The sequence below is a fragment of the Mycobacteroides chelonae CCUG 47445 genome (assembly GCF_001632805.1).
In the GTDB taxonomy this organism is placed as follows: domain Bacteria; phylum Actinomycetota; class Actinomycetes; order Mycobacteriales; family Mycobacteriaceae; genus Mycobacterium; species Mycobacterium chelonae.
In genome coordinates, this window is sequence record NZ_CP007220.1 from 3,812,807 (window position 1) to 3,834,011 (window position 21,205).

The window sequence follows — 21,205 nt, forward strand, 5'->3', positions numbered from 1 at the left end:
TTCCCGCTTGCGGGGGACTAGCTGACCGACCGCACGGGTTCGATCGGCAGACTCCGCAATGCACCGGGCGCACCTGCCGGGACGACGGGGTGCGACGGGGGAACCGCCGCCATCCGCTGATACGGCAGACCCTGCTCCGGCCGCAGATCCGTCTCGCCCTTATTGGGCCACAACGACGCCGCTCTCTCGGCCTGTGCGGTGATGCTCAGCGATGGGTTGACGCCCAAGTTGGCCGAGATGGCCGCACCGTCCACGACGTACATGGTCGGGTAGCCGTACACGCGGTGATACGGATCGATGACACCGTCCTCCGGGCTCGTTCCGATCACGGCCCCACCCAGGAAGTGCGCGGTCAGCGGGATGTTGAACAGCTCGCCCCAGGTGCCACCGGCCACACCGTCGATCTTGGCGGCCAGTCGCCTGGTGGCCTCGTTGCCCGCGGGAATCCAGGTGGGGTTGGGCTCGCCGTGGCCCTGCTTGCTGTCAAGGCGCCGCCAGAACAGCGTCTTCTTGGTGAAGGTGGTGATCGAGTTGTCCAGGTGCTGCATGACGAGGGCGATCACGGTGCGCTCGCTCCACTGCGTCACGTTGAGCATGCGCAAGGTGCCCCTCGGATCGGCACGGGCGGCCTCGATGAGCTGACGCCACCGCGACTTCTCGCCGTCTCCGTCGGTCATCAGGGTCTGCAGTAGACCCATCGCGTTGGAACCCTTGCCGTAGCGCACCGGCTCGATATGCGTGTCGCTGGTCGGGTGGAACGACGACGTGATGGCCACTCCATGGGTGAGGTCCAAATCGTCCTTGTACTCCAATCGGCCTGCACCGACGATGGATTCGGAGTTGGTCCGGGTCAGCACGCCCAGGCGCTGTGACAGCCGGGGCAGCAGGCCCTTGTCCTTCATCTTGAACAGCAGGTTCTGGGTGCCCCAGGTCCCGGCCGCAAGCACCACATACTTGGCCGTGTAGGTCTTGCGTCGCTTGCGCATCCAGCGACCGGTGGTCTTGGTGGAGACTCGCCATATTCCGTCGGCGCCCTCCTCGACAGCGGTGACAGTGGTGAGCGGAATGACCTGGGCGCCAGAGGATTCGGCCAGTCCCAGATAGTTCTTGACGAGGGTGTTCTTGGCTCCGACCCGGCAACCGGTCATGCAGGAACCGCACTCGGTGCAGCCCACGCGGTCGGGCCCGGCACCGCCGAAGTAGGGATCGGCCACCTTGACTCCGGGCGCCTTGGCGCCTTCGGGCCCGAAGTACACACCCACCGGGGTGGCGACGAAGGTGTCACCGGCGCCCATGTCGTCGGCGACTTCCTTGATGAGCCGATCCGCGTCGGTGAAGGTGGGGTTCTTCACCACACCGAGCATCCGCTGCGCCTGCTCGTAGTGCGGCGAGAGCTCGGAACGCCAGTCGGTGATGCCCCGCCACTGTGGATCGCTGAAGAACGGCTCCGGCGGCACGTACAGGGTGTTGGCGTAGTTCAGCGATCCACCGCCCACCCCGGCACCCGCCAGGATCATGCAGTTGCTCAGCAGGTGGATCCGCTGAATCCCGAAGCACTTGAACATCGGCGCCCAGAGGAACTTGCGCAGATTCCACGACGTCTCGGCGAATTCCTCGTCCGAGAACCGGCGGCCGGCCTCCAGGACGCCCACGCGGTAACCCTTTTCGGTCAATCGCATGGCGGTGACGCTCCCGCCGAATCCGGATCCGACAATGAGGACGTCAAAGTCGGTATCTGCTTCAGCTTTCACAGGGACTGCTGCCGGTGATGACATCGTTGGCTACCTCCGCATGGTCACGTTACTGCCCAGTATGGAATACAACGAGGGGGGTAATGTAAATTAGGTCACCCTAAGTAGACACATGTCTAAGAGTTGACGGTCAGCCCGACCTTCTGAAATTCCTTCAGATCGCAGTATCCGGACTTCGCCATCGAACGACGGAGCCCACCAACAAGATTCAACGTGCCAAACGGGTCATCGGAAGGCCCGACGAGCACCTCGCTCAGCGGCGGCCGCTCCCCCACCGCCACCTGCAGCAGTGCGCCACGAGGCAGCGAGGGATGCGCGGCAGCATTCGGCCAGAACCACCCGTCACCGGCGGCCTCCTGGGCGGCGGCCAGCGGCGTCCCCAGTACGACGGCATCGGCACCGCAGGCGATGGACTTCGCGAGGTCACCCGAGGTGTGGATGTCGCCGTCGGCCAGCACATGCACGTACCGGCCGCCCGTCTCGTCGAGATACTCACGGCGGGCTGCAGCGGCGTCGGCGATGGCGGTCGCCATCGCGACACTGATGCCCAACACCTCTCCGCTGGTCGTCGCACCCGCGGTCTGCCCGTACCCGACGATGACACCGGCAGCACCCGTGCGCATCAGATGCAGCGCCGTGCGGTGGTCGATAACGCCACCGGCGACGACGGGGATATCCAGCTCGGAGATAAAGGTTTTCAGGTTGAGTGGCTCGCCGTCACGGGCCACCCGCTCGGCCGACACGATGGTGCCGTGGATGACCAGCAGGTCGATACCGGCAGAGATCAAGTGCGGGGTGAGCAGCTGCGCATTCTGCGGGCTCACCCGCACGGCGGTGGTCACTCCGGCACCGCGGACTTCGGCGATGGCTGTCGCCAGCAGCTCGGGATCGATTGGCGCCGAATGCAACTGCTGCAACAGCCGAATCGCGGCGGAAGGTTCCGGCTCCTTCTGGGCGACCTCGACCACTTCGGCGATGCGGGCCTCGACATCGGCGTGTCGGCCCCACAATCCCTCACCGTTGATGACACCCAGCCCGCCGGCCCGCCCGAGTTCTATGGCGAATTGCGGCGAAACCAGCGCGTCGGTCGGGTGCGCCACCACCGGAATCTCGAAGCGGTAGGCATCGAGCTGCCACGCCGTCGACACGTCCTGCGAGGAACGCGTGCGGCGCGACGGGACAATGTTTACGTCATCGAGTTCATAGGTACGACGAGCTGTTCTGCCCATGCCGATTTCGACGAGGTCACGCATGTTGACTTCCTTTGCGGTGCCGACTGTTAACGCACGTAGTAGTTCGGCGCTTCGGCCGTCATGGTGATGTCATGCGGATGGCTCTCCTTGAGCCCGGCCGCGGTGATCTGTACAAACTGAGCGCGCTGCAGCTCTTCGATGCTCGACGCCCCGGTGTACCCCATGGCGGCACGCAGGCCGCCCGTCAACTGATGCATGACCGTCGACAGCGGGCCGCGGAACGGAACCCGGCCCTCGATGCCCTCGGGCACCAGCTTGTCTTCGGACAACACGTCGTCCTGGAAGTAGCGGTCCTTCGAGTAGCTCCGCCCGGTGTTCCCGGCCGCACCGCGTCCCTGCATGGCCCCCATGGACCCCATGCCGCGGTAGCTCTTGAACTGCTTGCCGTTGACGAAGATCAGTTCACCAGGCGACTCGGCGGTGCCCGCCAGCAGAGACCCGAGCATCGTCGTGGACGCACCGGCGGCAAGCGCCTTGGCGATATCACCCGAATACTGCATGCCGCCGTCGGCGATCACCGGAACACCGGCCAGGTGGCAGACCGCCGAGGCCTCCAGGATCGCGGTGATCTGCGGTGCACCGACACCGGCCACCACACGGGTAGTGCAGATGGAGCCCGGACCCACGCCGACCTTCACCGCGTCGGCGCCCGCTTCGATGAGCGCCGCCGCACCCGACCGGGTCGCGACGTTCCCGCCGACCACGTCGACGCGCTCGCCCACCTCGGCTTTGAGCTTGCCCACCATGTCCAGCACCTTGCGGTTGTGCGCGTGCGCGGTGTCCACGATCAGCACATCGACACCCGCGTCCACGAGCGCCATGGCCCGCGTCCAGGCGTCATCGCCCACACCGACCGCGGCGCCGACCAGAAGCCGTCCGTCGCTGTCCTTGGTGGCATTGGGATGCTGCTCGGTCTTCGCGAAATCCTTGACCGTGATGAGTCCGGTCAGGCGGCCGTCGCCGTCGACGATGGGAAGCTTCTCGATCTTGTTGCGCCGCAACAGCCCCAGCGCAGCGTCAGCGGTCACTCCCTGGCGCGCGGTGATCAGCGGCGGCTTGGTCATCACCTCGGCGACCGGCTTGGACAGATCGGCCTCGAACCGCATGTCCCGGTTGGTGATGATCCCCACGAGCGCGCCCTGAGGATTCACCACCGGCAGACCGGAAATCCGGAACCGCGCACACAGCGCGTCGACCTCGGCCAGGGTGTTCTCGGGCGAGCAGGTCACCGGGTTGGTCACCATGCCGGCCTCGGACCGCTTGACGGTCTCGACCTGGCCGGCTTGATCCTCCAGCGACAGGTTGCGGTGCAGCACGCCCATCCCGCCGGCACGCGCCATGGCGATGGCCATCCGGGCCTCGGTCACGGTGTCCATCGCCGAGCTGACCAGCGGGACATTGAGCCTGATCCGCTTGGTCAGCTGAGACGAGGTGTCCGCACCGTTCGGCAACACATCCGATGCCGCGGGCAGCAACAGCACATCATCGAAGGTCAGACCGAGCATGGCGACCTTGTGCGGATCGTCGCCGCCGGTGTGGACGGACCCTGCCGCAATGGTCATTCAAGCCTCCATGCCAGATAGCCGTCGTATACATCCCCAGTGCGCAATGGATGCGCAATAGAGCGGATTATGACCATCCTATCGGCTCGCCTCGTTCTCGATATCCCCGGACATGCCCCAGGTGAGCTGGCGCGCGAACCCGCGAATTGCGTACTCTAAGAGTGTGCGCGACCACTTTCCGCCGGGATTGCCACCTGACCCCTTCGCCGACGATCCCCATGATCCGTCGGCCGCGCTCGATGCGATCGAGCCGGGCCAGCCGCTGGACCCGCAGGAGCGAATCGCGGTCGAGGAAGATCTCGCGGATCTCGCGGTCTACGAGGCACTACTCGCCCACAAGGGAATTCGCGGGCTAGTCGTTTGCTGTGACGAGTGCCAGCAGGACCACTATCACGACTGGGACATGCTCCGCGCGAATCTGCTGCAGCTGCTCGTCGACGGAACCGTCCGTCCGCACGAACCTGCCTTCGATCCCGAGCCCGAGGCCTATGTGACCTGGGATTATTGCCGCGGATACGCAGATGCCTCACTCAACGAAGCAGCGACGGACCGCGACGGATTCCGCTGATTTAGCCGCTTTCGGCTTACTCGCCGGCGCTCGTGCCCGAGCCGCCGCCGTGGCTTGACGACCCACCCCCGGGATTGGCCGGCGCCACCGGCGCCGAGGTCATCGGCGGCGCATGCCGCGACGGACCGTCCGCACCCGAGCCCGCGCTTCCGCCACCGCCGGGGAACCCATTGATGCTTCCGGAGCCCGGGCTATTGATCGAGCCCGGGCTGTTGATGGAGCCGGGGTTATTCACGGGTGCCTGGAAGATCGGCACCGGGTTGTCCGGGGTGCGAGTGATCGGCGACGGCGCCTGAATCGTCGTCGGCGCGGTGATGACTGGAGTGTCGGCGGCTCCGCGCGGGGTGGTGACGATGGTCACCCCGCCAGGAGTCGTCGGGGCGGTCACGATCGACGCCGTCGACGGCACCACGGTGCTGACCGTCACGCTCGGCACCGACGTCGTCACCCCGGGGGACGGACGTGGACGTCACGGGCGTCGAGGGCGCCGTCGTTGTCTCCGTCACGATGGACGGGGTCGACGTAGCCGTTGATGTCGATATCGACGGTGTCGAGGTCGACGTGGAGCCAGCGGAGCCGGAAGTGCTCGTCGATGTCGAACCGGGAGAGCTGGTGGTCTCCGTCGGCGCCGAGGTGGTGGCGGTCGTCTCCGACGTGGATGTGGACGGCGTCGTGGACGTGGACGTCGTATCCGACGCCGAGGTCGATACCGACGTCGGAGAAGTGGTCGAGGTCGTGGTGGCCGCAATCACCGGCGGTGACAGCATGATTCGCGGAGTCTCGGTCGCCATCTCCGGCGGCACCGTCGCCACAGGGTCCTTGGCGTCGATCCTGACCTCCGCCTGCTGCACCCGGCTGGCCAGTTCGGCCTTCTGCTGGGCATCGCCGACCTCGTTGACACGCGCGGCGGCCACCCCGAGCTGCTGCTGCGCGCCTTCCCAATCACCTTGGGAAATAAGCTTTTCCACCTGGGCGAGTTCGGTCTGCGCCGACAGCACCACAGGATCGGTGCGCACTGTCGGGCCCGCACCGAACAACGAGGTACGCAGCCCATACAAGGCGTCACCGGGATGCGATTGGTAAACCGCCGCACCGAATCCGCCGAAGAGCAAGGTGACGGCGGCGGCCGAACCCACCGTCGTGGCCAGCAGCCGCGAACGGCCACCACGCTCACGCAGCGCGTTACGCGCCTGCCCCAGAGTGGGTTTGGCCGGCATCGGTTCGCGCCCAACATCCTCGCGCCACGCCGCCAACATCATCGCCACGGCGTACTCGTCGGAATCGGAAGTCGCCACCGGCAGATCTGCCGCGATGGCATCGATCATCCGGTTGGTGCGCCGCAGTGCCGCGAGGTCCTCGGGACCCTCGTTCTCCTGCCAGCCCTGGCCGCCGGGGAACCATCCGCGTCCATCAGCCACGGTGATCACCGCCCGCCCGCGTCATCTCTGCCTTCAGTCTCTGCAACGCCCGGTGCTGCGCCACCCGCACCGCGCCCGCACTACTACCCACCGCATCGGCGGTCTCTTCCGCCGACAGACCGACGACGACCCGAAGGATCAGGATCTCGCGCTGTTTCTCGGGCAGCACTTCCAGCAGGGCCTGCATCCGTCGCGCCGACTCGGAGTTCAACGCCTCCTGCTCGGGCCCCGCATGACGGTCGAACTGTTCCGGAAGGCTCTCAGCCGGATCGGACTTGTCTCGAGCCATCGCACGATGCGCATCGGCCACCTTGTGCGCGGCAATGCCGTACACAAAAGCCAGGAACGGGCGTCCCTGATCCTGATAGCGAGGCAGCGCTGCGATCACCGCGAGACACACCTCCTGCGCAACATCGTCCGCGGAGAGACCACTTCTTTCCGCAGTGCCGACCCGCGCGCGGCAATATCGCACCACGACGGGCCGGATGGCACTAAGTACCTCAGAGAGCGCGTCGCGATCGCCTTTGACGGCAGCAGCAACGACGTCGTCGAGCCCGCTCTCCGTACTTGTCATCGACTGCGCATTCCCCAGCGTTACGTGTGATGCACCGTGGTGGTGCTGTTACCTAGGACAATAGCGTTGGCTGCAGAGAGGGAACGCATTTAGTCCACCTCCTCGAGACGCCAACGGCCGCCCGCATGGGCTATCCAGGCAGCACAGTCGCGGCGAACAGCAACAAGGTCTTCACGGCTTTGCCCTGCCTCCCCGGAGGCGGGCAGACTCGCCAACATCGCCGCCAGCGCCCAGCGCAGCGGCACCAGTGCATTCGCCGTTGCGGCCTGCAATCCGCGGGCGGCGACGGCCGCGGACTCGTCGAAATCACCAGCACTGCTGAGGGCTGCCGCCAGCACCATCGCCGTCTTGACCTGGTGTCTTACCGAAGGCACGTCGAGCGCGAGACGTTCGGCGGTACGGGCGTACCGTAGCGATCGCGCACCATCGCCGGAGACCATCGCCAGCTCGGCGCGCACCCAGGCCAGCCGCAAAGGCAGGCGCCACGGCCAACGAACATCACCGTGCGCAGACAACGACTCAGCCTGATCCAGTAAAGACTGAGCAAGCGGGAACCGCGCCAGTCCCAGCGCATCGGCCGCCAACCCGATGAGCGCATCGGATCGAGCCTCCGCATCAGCATCGGCCATCGCCAACGCTCGGCCGTCCAACCCACGCGCCTGTGCGTGCCACCCGAGCTGACGCACGAGGGATGCGCGTGTGCTCAGCGTGCGCGAGGCCAAGCCGCCGGGCCGAGACACCGCGATGGCGTTCAGCTCCGCATGCGCGGCGGCATAGCGTCCGGCTCCCCCGAGTGCCACGGCACGCAGCCAGACATCCTCGGGCGTGGCGGCGGGAGGCAGTGGCCAGATTGCTGGAAGCGGACCGAAGGCTGCGGCGGTAAGCGCGGCGGCTGCGGACGATCGGGAAGTCACCATGGGCGCGGTCACGGTACCAATTCCCCAAGAAATGGAGTTAACAGTTGATGCAGCGGATGTTAAATCCACGTCAACGGATGGCGTAAACAGTTGCCGAACGCCGCGTTAAGGAAACGGAAAACCCACGGCCAAAACGAGCTGACCACGCAGGTGAGCGAGCGTTACGTACCAACGAAGAGCAAAGACGATGAACGTGATGTTAATTCTGGACCTAATGACGTGATGTTGCCATGATCATCGCCTATTGACTGGATTTCGACCGCGCACCTACTTTGTGTACACCGCTTGTCATCGGCGACACGTCTGGTGCTACTTCACTCACGCGCAGGTCGACTGCGCGCGCAGCGAGAGGGTTAACCACATGCCGCAGCCACAGCAATTGCCTGGGCCCAACGCAGATATTTGGGATTGGCAGATGAAGGGCCTTTGCCGAGGGGTCGATTCGTCAGTGTTCTTTCATCCCGACGGTGAACGCGGCCGCGCCCGCGCACAACGCGAGATGAAGGCCAAGGAGATGTGCCGGGCATGCCCGGTGCTGGTGCAGTGCCGCGCACATGCGCTGGCCGTCGCCGAGCCCTACGGAATCTGGGGTGGACTTTCGGAGTCCGAGCGCGAATTGATCCTGCGCCGCGGGATACGTCGCTCCGCGTAATACGTACAGCACGCGTTGGGCCCCCGCGACCAGATGGCGGCGGGGGCCCAACGTTTGCGGAGATCGACCTAGGCGGAGGAACCCGCCGACTGGTCGTCGACCTTCCAGTTGAACGAAATCTGCGATCCCTCTACCGCGGTCGCGGTGACCGTGACGCCGATGGTTTTTCCCTCTCCGTCGACGACCGCGCACCGCTGCGTTGCACCCTTCTCACCCTTCAGCGGCCCGTCACACGAGGCACTGGTGAGCGCGACCCCGGTCTTGTCCTTGATTCCGTCCTTGAGCCCCTGCTCCAGCCTCGCCTTGGCGAGCTCAGGGGACGACGAACCCAGGCTGAAGTTCGCCTCGCAGCCCGAGAGCAACAGCCCGGCCAGCGCAACCGCCGTCAGTCGTGACATCTGAGTAGCCATCTGTTCAGTAAACCTCCGACAGACGAAAACACCCCCGGGTCCTCGTAGGCCGGGGGTGTTTTCGTAGCGCTATCTAGTGGGCGTGGCCGTGGTGGCCGTGCCCGTGATCTGCTTCCTCGGCCGGCTTATCGACAATTGCGGTCTCGGTAGTGCAAGATTACAGCCATGGAAAATGGGACCAACCGCGCCCTCATAGTGACCAGGCTTTCACGTGTCACCGAGGCTACTACCAGCCCTGAGCGCCAGATGGAGATTTGCCAGGGTCTATGTAATGACCGTGGGTATGAGGTGGTCGGCCATGCCGAGGATCTCGACGTGTCCGGATCGGTAGACCCGTTTGACAGAAAGCGCAGACCGAACACCTCCCGTTGGCTAGCCAACGAGGTAGAGCCGTTCGATGTCATCGTTGTGTATCGAGTAGACCGACTGACCCGATCTCTGCGACACCTCCAAAAGTTGGTCCACTGGGCTGAGGACAACGGCAAGTTGGTGGTCTCGGCCACCGAACCTCATTTCGATATGACTACCCCGTTCGCCCCGGTGCTTATCGCGCTGATCGGCACTGTAGCCGAAATGGAATTGGAAGCCATCCGGGAACGAAACTCCTCAGCCGCTCGGCACAACATCCGCGCCGGAAGGTGGCGTGGTGGACAACCACCGTGGGGATATGTCTCCAGTAATGCCAGCGGCGAATGGCGTCTAGTCCCGGACCCAGAACAAGTCGAGTTGGTCAACGAAGTGGTGGCACGAGTACTCACGGGAGAGCCACTCCAGCGGATAGCCCATGATTTGACCAGTCGGGGCATCCCCACTCCCAAGGGCAAGGCAGAGTGGAACGTAACGCCGCTCAAGCGCTCCCTGACCAGTGAGGCGATGCTCGGATACGTCATATCCGACTTCAAGCCATTGAGAAACGACGACGGCTCCCCCATCATCCGAGCCGAGCCGATACTCAGCCGAGAGGTATTCGACCGGGTAAAGGTGGAACTTGAGAGCAGGTCCAGGCGTGGGCAGCCAACCAAACGAAGCTCCTCTCTACTACTGCGCGTGCTGTATTGCGGTGTGTGCCAACAGCCCGCCTACCAGTTCAACGGTGGTAGTCACAGCAAGAGCCCCCGTTACCGATGCTCCAGCAACGCCCGGAGTAAGAGTTGTGAAAACCTCACATTCCGTATGGATCTAGCAGACGAGGCGTTAAACGAGAATCTTCTCGATCTCTTCGGGGATTCCGAACGGCTAGAACGCGTTTGGGACACCGGGTCTGATCACTCGGCGGAGTTATCGGATATCAATGAGATGTTGGAGGATCTCACGGGGCTGGTGGGGACAGGGCCTTACAAGGTTGGAACTCCGCAGAGAAGCGCACTAGACACCCGAATCGAGACATTAGCCGTCAGGCAGGCCGCGTTGTCGTCAGAGGCCGTCAGGCCCTCCGGGTGGGTCTGGAGACCTACGGGTGAGATCTTCGCGAACTGGTGGAGCAACCAGGACACCGAAAGCCGGAACGTATGGCTTCGGTCAATGAATGTCCGTATGACGTATGACAATTCATCCGGTGCCATCTCCTGGGGCCTGGACTGGGGTGATCTCAAGAAGTTTGAGGAGCAACTCAAGCTCGGGAAGTCTGCGATTGAGGCGATAGAACGACTGAAGACGATGGATGACGACGAGGGTGCAACAGTCGGCGCGGATGGCTTGTAATCCTTGCCATGCGCTACGCCCGATTGGCTTCACGTATGGCGTCGAGAGCCTTTTGAGTGAGTTGGCCTCCAGCCTTTCCCGGCACAGTGGTGAGCATCCCAGCCTTGCGTGCCCGGTGTAGGTGTTGCTTGATGGTGTCCGAGGATCTGCCGGTCATATCTGCCAACTTGACCGCTACCGACCGCTCGCCCGACCTGACCAGATGTACGTATGCGTCTGCGAGATTCGCCAGGTAGCCATCTGACACGCCTTCGCGTCCTAGCACCCTCTGGAGTTGCTCCGTGCGGAGGTTGTGCATCTCGTCAGGTGTATCGAAGAATTTCTTTGCGTCTAACCACTTTTCGCGTGCAGCGCGGAAGTCAATCTGACGTAGCCATGTCGATGACAACCCGCCGATTAGTTCTTCGTCGGTCGCATCGTCGGTCGGCTTGATGGTGACGGTTGTAGGGCCTCCCTGGTCATCGTCATCCGGCCAGAAGAAGGCCACTTGCCATGGTCCTAGTTCCTGGTAGACGCCCACTTTTGGTATTCGCCGGTTCCCCTTCTTTGCCATGCGCCGATTATATACGGCTGTCCCAACACCTGTCGGTTCGACAACTGCTTGACAGACATATGTCTGTCAATCTAATGTCGATCATGATCAGAGCCTTGAAAATCGAATAGAGACCCAGCGGGCAGGTGAAAGCCCGCATACTCCCCTGAGGTACCTTGCCCGTGGGGAGACGAGAGCGAGCCGCGCTCAAATACACACCGCCACAAGGGGGATTAGTTTGCAGACACTTGAGTCAGTGACTCTTGAGATAGATGAGCCCCTGTGGCTCTATGCCCACGGGGACACCGAACGGATAGAGGTTTACCGCTCTCCGTTGGTTCGGGACGATGACCCGTCCCACGTAGTGATTCGCGAGTTCATTGCGGAGCACGGGCTCTCGTTGGCCGCGTGTGAAGTAGTACCTGACACAACGATGATGTTCGGACGTGCGGAGGCGTCGGTATGGGTTCGATGATCGAGAAACAGTGGGACCGTAAGGCCCAGAAGGTGAACTACCGGGTGACGCCTACGGCGAGCCGGTCCCGGTTCCTGTTGATGGATGCTGCGGAGCTTGTGCGGCTCCGTGACGAAATTAATGCCTTGGAGGGCATTCGGCGTGACGCTAGTCGATAACCGCAAGTTCTCTAAATTGGAATGGCTGAAACGCACTAATGGACACAAATTCACACTGTCTGAATTTCGGGTTATATTGTCGATTTTCAACCATTCAAATGAGGCCGGAGAAGACTCCTATCCAGGGTCGGAGAGAATTGCAGAAGAGGCGTGCATAACACGCACTACCGCATCCGAGGCTGTGCGCTCACTCATAGAGCGTGGATGGATTCGGGAGGTTGAGAAGGGCAGCGGCTACGCCCGGAAGTACTCCCGATACGCGTTGGTACCCGATGCTCCGCACGCACATAGTTCGTCCCCAGCCGACACACATATGTCGCCGGTAGACGACACATATATGTCGGCGCTGGCCGACACTAATCAGATCCTAGTATCAGATCATGGAACAGATCCTTTAGAGCTTCGGGTACAAGACCCGAAGCATGAAGAGAACCTTGTCGGTGGTTCCCCTGAGGGTCACCACCTCCCGGTGGAGGTGGAAGTTATAGGAACTGCCGCATCTAGCGGCAAGGAAGATCCATGGGGAGTTCCAAGATTTCTCTTACACGGAACTCCCGAATGGGAAGCGAACCAACTGGCGCTAGCTATTCCTTGGCCATCGAATAAGCCACTGCCAAAGTCTGGCGATCCTTTCGCCGTGTACAAAGACGAAATTACCGGGGAATTAATCCGATGACAGAGAATAGTGATCTGACGAATAAGGTCAGCGCATGGACCACGAAGCACGGTTGTGTGGTCCAGTTCTGGGGGATGAGGATCTACTACGGCAAGTGCACGCGGTGCGGGCACCTGGTGACGGGCCGCAAGCCCGATGTAGGCGGGGGAAGTTACCCCAAGCTGTGCCCGCCGTGCCGCCAGGCCGGTGGAGACCGCGCTAGGCATTCCATGGCAAGACTTCGCAGGGAGCGGAACGCGAGACGGGATGCCCAGTTCATCCAGATCGGTATCACCCCGCCGAGGCAGGGTGTACCGCCGAGGGAGAGCAACGGCCAGCCGGTGATCTACCAACACCCCGACGAAGACGACCGCGAGCTGATGGATTGGTTCGAGGACGACACCCCCTGACCAGTACCTCTGTTACCCCCATGTACTACAGGGTAGAGAGGTAAATCCTCCCAAGAGCTGTACGCATCACGTCCACTTCCCCGCGATGGTGCGTACTCGCTAGCGCACGGGGTGAGATCTTCTGTCCTCCTGGGGGAATGACGCTCCCCCTGTGCTAGTCCCGATGATGCCCTGACCACTGAACCTTCCCCCGGTGGTCGGGGCATTTTCTATTTGACCTAACCCATGACGACATGGAGAGGAGAAATCGTGGCCAACCGAGTAGCCACTGAGTGCCCGAAGGGCCACCCCACGCTCACGCCTGAATCGCGAGACTCGCAAGGGTATTGCAGACAGTGCCGACGTGATCGACGTACTGCCCAACGTGCAGCGTTGGACGTTGTAGACGTATTTGTCACTGCCGGAGTGAGATTCGAGAACGACGGAGTACCCGTCGAACCATCTGAAGTTGTCGCTCAGCTCATCCGGCTCTACGACACCGGGAAGTACAACAACACAATCGGGTTGTCAGCTGCGTGAGCGTGTTATCGACCTATAGCTCCTCAGAGCCAACCTGGGTACAGCTCATCGAACATGGCCGATTCATCGCCGTAGGCGACGCCGACCGCCTAGACCTAGTTCACCATCCGAACATCGATACCGCCAATTCTGTTGTCTACGAAGAACTTAAAGAGTTCTTCGAACTGGTTGGCCTAGAGCGAGTAATCCGGGTACCCGTTCGTGACCTGGCCATTGACTACTCATCCGAGTTGGTTGATGTAGGCGGCGAGCCCCGATGGGCCAACGCGATCCGAGAGGTCTGGGTTCACCCACGACACTTTGACCGCCCTGTCGCCCAGTGGCCGCGTACACGCGAGTTCCGAAAGGCGTAACCCTATTCACCCGTAATCACCCGCCAGCGTCGCGCTGAGCGGGTTTTTTCATGCCCTGAGGAGGACACATGACCGACACCCGCAAGCCGTTGTGGAGACAAACCGCCGACGAACGCCGAGAAGCGAAGTTTCAGCGGTACTGCGAATCCAAGCACCGGTACAACGACGCGATCGAAGCTGCCGGAGATACCCCGTGGCACGAGGGCGACCTAGATCGTCGCCGTGAGCTGTTCAACCGGCGGTACAAGCCGGTCGCAATGCCATCCAACGGCGTTGCCTGACAGCCCAACAAGTCCCTATTCACTCCAGGTCCGCCAGTTAGGAGATAACCGCCGATGGCCGATAGTGCAGACGGTAAGGAAGTCGGGCGGGTCTCCGTCCGGGTTGTCCCGAATACCAACAAGTTTCGACAGCGGCTCAAAGAGCAGTTGGAAGAGGTAGAGAAGTCCGAGAAGGCCGATATCAACGTCGGTTTGGACTTCGATCCGAACTCTATCGTTACCAAACTTCGTGCGACGCTCGCCAAGGCGCAAGCACAAGTCCGTGACCTGAAGGTCGGTGTCGATGTAGATAAGTCTCAGCTGTTCGGCGCTGGCTTCTCCAAGTCGATAGCAGGGCTGGGCGAGAGCGCCGGATCAGCATCTAGTGCGATGGCAGGACTTGGCCGCAACGGCGCGATCGTCGCCGCTGTCATGGCCGCTGCCGCACCCGCTGTCGGACTGGTGTCCGGCCTGCTAGCCGGTCTGCCGTCGCTGGCCCTAGGTGCTGGTGTCGGTATCGGCGCGATAGCGCTTGGCATGGACGGGATTAAGACCGCAGCCAAGCAACTGATACCGGAGTTCTCCGCGCTAAAAACCAGTGTCTCAGGGGTATTCGAGCAGCGGCTCACGCCGATGTTCGATCAACTCCGAGCCGTGTTCCCCGTTCTGCAATCAGGCATGCAGAGTGTGGCGGGCGGCATGTCGGACATGTTCCAAGGCGTCACCGACGCACTGACCTCCGGTCAGGGAATAGGTCAGATCCAAACCATCCTCGGCCAAACCGGAGCATTCCTATCCGGCCTACAGCCGACCGTGAACACGTTCGCCCAATCGTTCCTGACACTGGGATCGGCTGGGGCACAACAGTTTGGACTTCTGAATGGTGTGCTGGGGACTTTTGCCGGCCAATTTGACGACATGGCCAACCGGATCACATCTAACGGTGCGTTTAACGGTGCCATGCAAGGAATGTCGCAAGTTCTCGGATCACTGCTGACGCAGTTCACCCGCATCATGGAGGTCGGGGTTCAGGCAATGGGCTCCCTCGGTGGCCCGCTGTCGAACATGGTCAACGGAATCGGTGATCTGTTCACAGCGATGATGCCCGGACTTACATCGTTCTCCGGAGTAATCGCAGATGTAATCGGTTCCCTCGGCAAGAATCTGGCTCCGATCTTCACAGCGCTTACTCCGGCCATACAGGCATTCCACAAACTGCTCGGACCACTCGTAACAGGCGTGCTGGATCAGCTAGGGCCGGTGCTGGCCAACGTAGCCTCCGCGCTCAACTCCGCGCTACTACCGGCATTCGAAGCACTACAGCCGGTAATTCCCCAGTTAGTGCAGGCGTTGGGAGTGATGGCACAGAACGTCGGTCAGCTGCTCACGACGGCTATCCAGCAGATTGCCCCGCTACTCCCTCAGCTGGTGCAGGGATTCGTATCGATGGTGCCCGCTGTCACCAGCTTCATGACAGCGGCTCAGCCCCTCGTGAGCCTGCTCATCGCGGCTACAGGCGCGGTACTCGGATTGGCCGTTGCCGTCGCAGGCAAGGTAGTCGGAGCAATCAACGCGATGGTCGGTGCTATCGCCTCGGTGATCACGAAGGTTTCCGAGTGGGTTGCCTCGGTGTCCGATGGCGTCAACCAAGTCACGACCTACGTCAGTGAGCTACCCGGCAAGATCAAGGCAGCTCTAGGCAACCTCGGAACTCTGCTGTTCGACGCCGGTAGGGATCTGGTACAGGGATTCATCAACGGTATCGGTTCGATGATCACCGGAGCCGTCACCAAGGCACGAGAGCTTGGCTCCGCTGTCACCGGAGCCGTTAAAAGCTTCCTCGGTATCCATTCCCCCTCACGGGTTATGGCTGATCTCGGTGGACACACCGGTCAAGGGTTCATCGACGGACTGGCCAGCAAGAAGAACGGGATGGTCAGTGCTGCTAAGGATCTGGTGAGCGGAGTAACCGACGAGTTCGGGAACATCGCTGACTTCGGTAAGAAGGGCGTTGACATCGGAGCCAACTTCGCGAAGGCGAACTTCGACCAGTTCAAGTCCGACGTAGGTATCGGCGGAGGAGCGTTCTCCACCATCGCAGAGCAAGGACTCGGCTGGGCGCAGGGCCTCATGGGCAATTCGTTCACGTTTAACGTGTCGAACATCGATGACGCGATACGCGTCAAAACCAACCAATTGAACAGGCAGGCCCTTCAATGGAATGGAGCGTAAGCAATTGACTAACAACGGATTAGCAGACTACTTCTCGGCGTGGGCAGCGAGTCGCCAGGGCGATTCGTTCGCCCGGTTCATCCAGTCAGCGGGTGAACCAACACCCGAGGAAGTGGTGGTATCCGCAGCCGTGGATAGGTCTCAGGGGCAAGGTGGTGCATCCGCACCTGCCAGTCCATCGCGTGACCCTGCCACCTTCGCCGACTTTATGGAACTGCATATCGGATAGCCCGATAGCTCTCAGTACCAACTAATTTCACTAGCCCCGTGTCGATGTGGCACGGGGTTCCTTTATATCACCAGGAGAAGACATGGCAGCACAGATCACACTCGGAAACAAAGAAGTCAACCTCATTCGCAGTCTGCGAAAGCAAGGCGTGACCGTTCCCGACTCTGTCGAGGATGAGTTGAAAACCTACGAGTCGGTGCTCGGGGCATCGCGTAACGCGACGGAGACTCTCCAGAGCGCTCAGGCCGAGTTGCGTACATGCCCAGCATCCAAGTGGGACAGCACCCTCAAAGCATTCAACAAAGCAGCGTTCGAAGCGTTCACGCTGAATATCAACGGGGACAACCTGGTAGGTATTGCAGCGCATCGACTGTATGACGCCGTGTCGGACGCTGTAGAGGGTTGGGAAGCTGAGATCGTTGATAAGTACAACGCCGTCGTTGACGAGAATCGGCTCAACGATGTGGCCCAGGACTTGCCCGACTTCGCAGGCCAGGCCAGCATGCTCACTTTGACGGAGGCCCAAGGTAAGGCGGTTGAGTTGTGGCGCAGCGCTGCGGGTCCCCTTGGCAACTTGTGGGGACTGTTTGGCCGTCTAGCGGTTCTCCAGGACTCCGAGGTTGGCCCCAGAGGGGTTGACGCTCAAGGCACAAACCTGTTTACGAGTTGCGTTCTCGGCACACCGGGCAGTATGAGTGCTGCGAGTAACGCGGCACAGATCATGGTGAGCGCGGATGCGGGAAATACCGGAGCAAGGGCGTATGGCCCGTTGATGCCGCACGTGATTCCTGTTTTGTGCGGATACGCGTTGAATCTGTCCACGGTCAAAGAGGCGCAAGCCATCCGTGCTTCGCTCGCTGGTTCCTCACAGGGACTCGCCCCGGTCACTCAGATGAACTACCGATGATGGGCGCACCACGTCGTAATCGTCGTCCCTCTCGCAAATGTAAGCGCGTGGGTTGTGGTCGGCCCAAGGAACGGGGACGTGGGTATTGCCGCCTTATGTGCTATCAGCTTGCCGATGAGCTGACACAGGTGGAAGCGTTGTGCCGCAACACCGACCGGACCCAACTCAGCGCCCAGGTATGGGCGGCTGCGGTCGCAGTGAGTGACGCATGGACTGAGTATCTGAAAGCGCGAGACCTACTAGAACGCACTGCGTGACGAGAGAACCCCCGGCACTCACAAGCCGGGGTCCTTAGAGTCAGGGCTAGTTGGCGCTAGGTCCACAGATACGGTTACCCATTGTGGCACAGTCCCATCCGGACTCGTCCTCGTCTATCAACCCGTCTCCGTTGTCGTCACCACGCGGGGATGTGACAGTGGTACTGAGTGCGTACTCACTGTGCACAGGAGAGGTGTGTGCGTACACAGGGAACGTGACTAGAGCGGCTAGGGCAAGGGCTGCAATCGATTTGGACATGACACGACCGTACACACGAGTGACGTTGCAATGCAACATGATTCGTGATCTACCCCACGGGCACCTCCCTCTCCCCGCCTTCCCGATCGGTTGGTAATGCGGATGACAGATCGGATGCCTAGGCATAGCCCCATTTTTCCAAACAGCGCCGATACGGCGTCACCGCACGTCAACGCACATATTCACACTCTAGCTCCAACTAAACCCCAGGTCAGAAACGACCAGAAACGAGGTGAAACATGCCCGAATACGACGAAATCCCGACGATTCCGAGGCCACCAACGGGCCTCAAGTCACGAGGTAGGCGACTCTGGCGCGAACTTCACACCGCCGGAGACTTCACAGACTGCCCCGAAACCGGAATGGTGATCGAGGAAGCGTGCTACCTAGCCGACGAGATCAAGCGACTACGGACGTTGATCGGCAAGGCCGGTGCCGACACCCGTATCCCCGGCTACAACGGCCAACTCGTCTCTATGCCCGAAATGTCCGATCTGCAACGCAACCAACAGCTGCTCTTGTCGATGCTCAAGTCCATACGAGTGGACGACGGAGACGACAGGATGAGCCGGAGTCAGATCGGCAGGAAAGGCGCAGCCGCAAGGTGGGGAGCATGAGAGCCGGTAAACGACGCGGAACCCGCGCCACATCGAACAACCCCGAAGTCCTAGCCCAACGCCTCCCAGAGGCCCTACGCACCTTCGACGCATGGCGCTACGCAGACCACGGAATACCCACCGGCATAGCCGACTACCAAGAAAACCTCAGCATCCATCTAGAGATCCAAGGCGTAGCACGGGAACACGCCCCGGCTGTCATGCACGCCGCTGGACTTACCGTCGCCAGCTGGTACCGGGCGATGCTGGCAGGCTAGAGAACGATGTCCTGAGGGCCGACTTCAACGATCTTCTCGTTGACGATCTTCACGGCCAAACCGTGCCCGGGGTCCCATGTGCACGTGGATAGCAATCCGATTACCCGGTCGTCTGATACCACAGGCTCGCGAACGAAGAAGGCAGTCGGCTTTACTAGCCGCGCTAGGTCCGATGGGTCCGTGAGTACCGGCATAAGGCTGTCTGCGTTGTCTCCGAACTGCTCACGCAGCTCAGGAAGACGCTCGTTGTAATAGGCAAATATGGCGCTATCGGCCTGTGCTGACAGGCTGGCCTTGTTCTCGGTAAACCTCTGCACTGCGTCGCGTTGGATAGGGTCAACCGGCTCACCCTCATCGCCTCCGAGTTCGAGGGCAACCGTCACGTCTGTTCCAAGAAACGGGTAGGTGTAGGTGCCTGCCCATCCGACCGAGCTGGTGTAAGCGATCTCACCGAGTACAGGATCGATCACGGTCCATCGCCTCCTACTGGGGGAACTGCCCCTCGGTTAAGTTCGCCAATGCCGCCTACGTGGCCGAGCCTGCCGTTAACTATAGTCGGTACTAGTTGCATCGTCTTCAGGTTCGGTTCTTCATGCCAACTGTAGTCGTTCTGAATACGCCACCGCTCAACCTCTTTGCGTGTCATTCCCCATTCGTGGCCAAGGGCTTCGTCAGCTGCCCTGAAGTTGGCGTTACGGTTGGTGGACATATCCGGTATATCAACCTGCCCCTTGGCAACTGGTCCGAAATCGGGCTGTCCATTGCTGTAGTGGATGCCATCTACACCCGACTCGTGTAGATAGTGATTAACGTCGGGGTTCTGTGAAATCCATTGAGATTCACCACGTTCACCTGTCCAATGCCCGTTATTGATGGGCGTCTGGTCGATGCGTTCCTTGTACGTGGAGCCCCCGCCGTCAGTAAGCGGATGCTCTATAGGCCCAATCTCCACGTGGGAAGGGCTATCGTGGTCTATCGACGGTGTGTGGTCTCCGCTGGGCGCAGGGTGTTCCACAACGGGGTCGTGATGAGTTGGACCGCTTGGTAGTTCGGTGTGTGCGGGTGCCGGTGTGTCGTGAAGCGCACCGGGGGCCGGAAGGTCGGGGTGCGCTCCCAGGCGCGCGACGGCGGCCTCTTCGAGTCCAGCGCGAGGCAACAGTCCTTCGGGACCACCTGCCATTAGCGCCCCACCATCGACCAGCCTTTCCCCGACGTACTGGCCGGGGTTCTCGATGTTGTGCTTGATACCTTCCGCCGTATCGACAATCGGCGGGGTAGTCATCTGATGCTTGAAAGACTCCCATTCACGCTTACCGGCCTCTTCGTTAGCCTCCCAAAAACCCTTGTCCCCCAACCCCAAACGGTCCCGCAGGTCAGTGAACGGCGCAACCAACTTATCGACACCCTTGTCAATGCCCTCAGAAATGTTCGTCTTGAACCGCTCAGCGGCCGATGGCTTGTGTTCCTCGGGTGGCTTGTCATTGCGATTCAGGTAGGTGACGCTTTCGCCGAGGCCACCCACCTTGGTCTTGTCGATAGTGTCCTTAGCGAACGGGCCGTACTGCGGGGCATTCGGATCAACCAGGGCGGTGGCAGCAGCCGGGGATGTCGGTGGATTCTTGATGCGGTCCACCGAGTCCGCAAGCGTCCCCACGCCCGGATCAGCAGAGGCCGGATCAGTCTTCTTGGGATACCACTGTTTGTAAAAGTTGGCGTCCTGCTGCCCCTCGGGCTTACGTGGCGCGTTGTCTTTGACAGCCTTACCGATGTCGAAAGTGCCTGCCGCACCGTTGACTTCGTTCTCAATATCGCGCATCACACCTTCGGCTAAGCGCTTAACCTCTTGCTCAGCCTCATACCACTTACGGGCCGATTCCTTAAGCTCCTCGCCCCTGACCTTGACGAGTTGGGCATTCTCCTCAGCCAGCTTCTCACTTATCCCAGGTGGCGGGTTGTAGCCCATCACCAGATCCTCGGTGAGCGTGACACCTTTATCGCGCTGGGACTCAGCGTTGTGAATCATGTGCTGGCAGTTGATCAACTCCGGCACAATCGTGTGATCCACCGCCATGCCAGCAGTTGTTTGAAACTTGGTGTCTAAGTCCTGAATCCGGGCCGCGACTTTCCAGCCATCACCGGCATTGGCCTGGCCTGCTTCGGCGGTCTGCCCCTCCCACGCCGTGCCACCAGGCTTCTCAACATAGCTCTTGAACGTGGAGACGTGCTGTTCGTACTTCGTCGCCATCGCGTGCACGGCATCCAACAGAGGCCGATACGAG

General features: G+C 61.3%; 20 protein-coding genes and 1 pseudogene. 11 read left to right on the top strand and 10 right to left on the bottom strand.

Features of this window, described 5'->3' with window-relative positions; translation table 11 throughout:
* Positions 1 to 17 precede the first annotated feature (17 nt).
* The 3 genes from BB28_RS18630 to guaB all read right to left on the bottom strand — a co-directional run bounded on the left by BB28_RS18630 (position 18) and on the right by guaB (position 4,566).
* A complete protein-coding gene (locus BB28_RS18630) occupies positions 18 to 1,775 on the bottom strand; it encodes an FAD-dependent oxidoreductase (protein ID WP_046254594.1) in 1,758 nt (585 codons plus the stop codon).
* A 92-nt stretch (positions 1,776 to 1,867) separates the two neighbouring features.
* Positions 1,868 to 3,004 (bottom strand): GuaB3 family IMP dehydrogenase-related protein, encoded by a 1,137-nt coding sequence (locus BB28_RS18635; protein ID WP_030096782.1) that lies wholly within the window; start codon positions 3,002 to 3,004, stop codon positions 1,868 to 1,870.
* A gap of 26 nt (positions 3,005 to 3,030) precedes the next feature.
* The gene (gene guaB / locus BB28_RS18640; RefSeq protein ID WP_030096781.1) at positions 3,031 to 4,566 is read right to left on the bottom strand and encodes an IMP dehydrogenase; all 1,536 of its coding nucleotides are present in this window, start codon (positions 4,564 to 4,566) and stop codon (positions 3,031 to 3,033) included.
* Positions 4,567 to 4,729: 163 nt separating this feature from the next.
* On the opposite strand from guaB, the gene BB28_RS18645 reads away from it, so the two are divergent.
* Positions 4,730 to 5,134 carry a DUF5319 domain-containing protein gene (locus BB28_RS18645; protein ID WP_005056069.1) on the top strand — a complete coding sequence of 135 codons (405 nt, stop codon included), beginning with the start codon at positions 4,730 to 4,732 and terminating at the stop codon, positions 5,132 to 5,134.
* A 16-nt stretch (positions 5,135 to 5,150) separates the two neighbouring features.
* Here the strand turns inward: BB28_RS18645 and BB28_RS18650 are convergent.
* From BB28_RS18650 to BB28_RS18660, 3 genes and pseudogenes are all read right to left on the bottom strand, one after another.
* Positions 5,151 to 6,552: pseudogene (locus BB28_RS18650) on the bottom strand (anti-sigma-D factor RsdA).
* On the bottom strand, positions 6,545 to 7,126 hold the full coding sequence (locus tag BB28_RS18655; RefSeq protein WP_046254595.1) for a sigma-70 family RNA polymerase sigma factor: 582 nt from the start codon (positions 7,124 to 7,126) through the stop codon (positions 6,545 to 6,547). Before BB28_RS18655 ends, BB28_RS18650 begins: the two are co-directional and overlap by 8 nt.
* Positions 7,127 to 7,215: 89 nt before the next feature.
* Positions 7,216 to 8,043: a hypothetical protein gene (locus BB28_RS18660; protein WP_046255971.1), complete on the bottom strand. Its 828-nt coding sequence runs from the start codon at positions 8,041 to 8,043 to the stop codon at positions 7,216 to 7,218.
* Between the two features lie 361 nt (positions 8,044 to 8,404).
* Between BB28_RS18660 and BB28_RS18665 the strand changes: the two genes are divergently transcribed.
* Positions 8,405 to 8,695 (top strand): WhiB family transcriptional regulator, encoded by a 291-nt coding sequence (locus BB28_RS18665; RefSeq protein WP_030096777.1) that lies wholly within the window; start codon positions 8,405 to 8,407, stop codon positions 8,693 to 8,695.
* Positions 8,696 to 8,763: 68 nt separating this feature from the next.
* Here the strand turns inward: BB28_RS18665 and BB28_RS18670 are convergent, their stop codons facing one another.
* Positions 8,764 to 9,093, bottom strand: a complete 330-nt coding sequence (locus tag BB28_RS18670) for a DUF4333 domain-containing protein (protein WP_046254596.1) — start codon at positions 9,091 to 9,093, stop codon at positions 8,764 to 8,766.
* A gap of 258 nt (positions 9,094 to 9,351) precedes the next feature.
* Between BB28_RS18670 and BB28_RS18675 the strand changes: the two genes are divergently transcribed.
* The gene (locus BB28_RS18675) at positions 9,352 to 10,806 is read left to right on the top strand and encodes a recombinase family protein (RefSeq protein WP_234801011.1); all 1,455 of its coding nucleotides are present in this window, start codon (positions 9,352 to 9,354) and stop codon (positions 10,804 to 10,806) included.
* Between the two features lie 13 nt (positions 10,807 to 10,819).
* Here BB28_RS18675 and BB28_RS18680 read toward each other — a convergent pair whose 3' ends face one another.
* The gene (locus BB28_RS18680) at positions 10,820 to 11,359 is read right to left on the bottom strand and encodes a helix-turn-helix domain-containing protein (RefSeq protein ID WP_046254598.1); all 540 of its coding nucleotides are present in this window, start codon (positions 11,357 to 11,359) and stop codon (positions 10,820 to 10,822) included.
* Positions 11,360 to 11,594: 235 nt separating this feature from the next.
* Between BB28_RS18680 and BB28_RS25850 the strand changes: the two genes are divergently transcribed.
* The 8 genes from BB28_RS25850 to BB28_RS18720 all read left to right on the top strand — a co-directional run bounded on the left by BB28_RS25850 (position 11,595) and on the right by BB28_RS18720 (position 18,926).
* Entirely contained in the window at positions 11,595 to 11,813 is a 219-nt protein-coding gene (locus BB28_RS25850; protein ID WP_046255972.1) for a hypothetical protein, read from the top strand.
* A gap of 120 nt (positions 11,814 to 11,933) precedes the next feature.
* Positions 11,934 to 12,647, top strand: coding sequence for a helix-turn-helix domain-containing protein (locus tag BB28_RS25855; RefSeq protein ID WP_225422056.1), 714 nt, complete (start codon positions 11,934 to 11,936; stop codon positions 12,645 to 12,647).
* Entirely contained in the window at positions 12,644 to 13,036 is a 393-nt protein-coding gene (locus BB28_RS18690) for a hypothetical protein (protein WP_046254599.1), read from the top strand. The genes BB28_RS25855 and BB28_RS18690 overlap by 4 nt, the downstream gene beginning before the upstream one ends.
* A 940-nt stretch (positions 13,037 to 13,976) precedes the next feature.
* On the top strand, positions 13,977 to 14,189 hold the full coding sequence (locus tag BB28_RS18700) for a hypothetical protein (protein WP_046254601.1): 213 nt from the start codon (positions 13,977 to 13,979) through the stop codon (positions 14,187 to 14,189).
* Positions 14,190 to 14,243: 54 nt separating this feature from the next.
* The gene (locus BB28_RS18705) at positions 14,244 to 16,400 is read left to right on the top strand and encodes a phage tail protein (protein WP_052740283.1); all 2,157 of its coding nucleotides are present in this window, start codon (positions 14,244 to 14,246) and stop codon (positions 16,398 to 16,400) included.
* A 311-nt stretch (positions 16,401 to 16,711) separates the two neighbouring features.
* Positions 16,712 to 17,536 (top strand): hypothetical protein, encoded by an 825-nt coding sequence (locus BB28_RS18710; RefSeq protein ID WP_046254602.1) that lies wholly within the window; start codon positions 16,712 to 16,714, stop codon positions 17,534 to 17,536.
* A 755-nt stretch (positions 17,537 to 18,291) separates the two neighbouring features.
* Entirely contained in the window at positions 18,292 to 18,669 is a 378-nt protein-coding gene (locus BB28_RS18715; protein WP_046254603.1) for a hypothetical protein, read from the top strand.
* Positions 18,666 to 18,926: a hypothetical protein gene (locus tag BB28_RS18720; protein ID WP_046254604.1), complete on the top strand. Its 261-nt coding sequence runs from the start codon at positions 18,666 to 18,668 to the stop codon at positions 18,924 to 18,926. Before BB28_RS18715 ends, BB28_RS18720 begins: the two co-directional genes overlap by 4 nt.
* Here the strand turns inward: BB28_RS18720 and BB28_RS18725 are convergent.
* Positions 18,923 to 19,396 (bottom strand): DUF6985 domain-containing protein, encoded by a 474-nt coding sequence (locus tag BB28_RS18725; protein WP_046254605.1) that lies wholly within the window; start codon positions 19,394 to 19,396, stop codon positions 18,923 to 18,925. The two genes, BB28_RS18720 and BB28_RS18725, sit on opposite strands and share 4 nt — an antisense overlap.
* Entirely contained in the window at positions 19,393 to 21,171 is a 1,779-nt protein-coding gene (locus BB28_RS18730) for an HNH endonuclease (RefSeq protein ID WP_126315428.1), read from the bottom strand. The genes BB28_RS18725 and BB28_RS18730 overlap by 4 nt, the downstream gene beginning before the upstream one ends.
* Between the last annotated feature and the right edge of the window lie 34 nt (positions 21,172 to 21,205).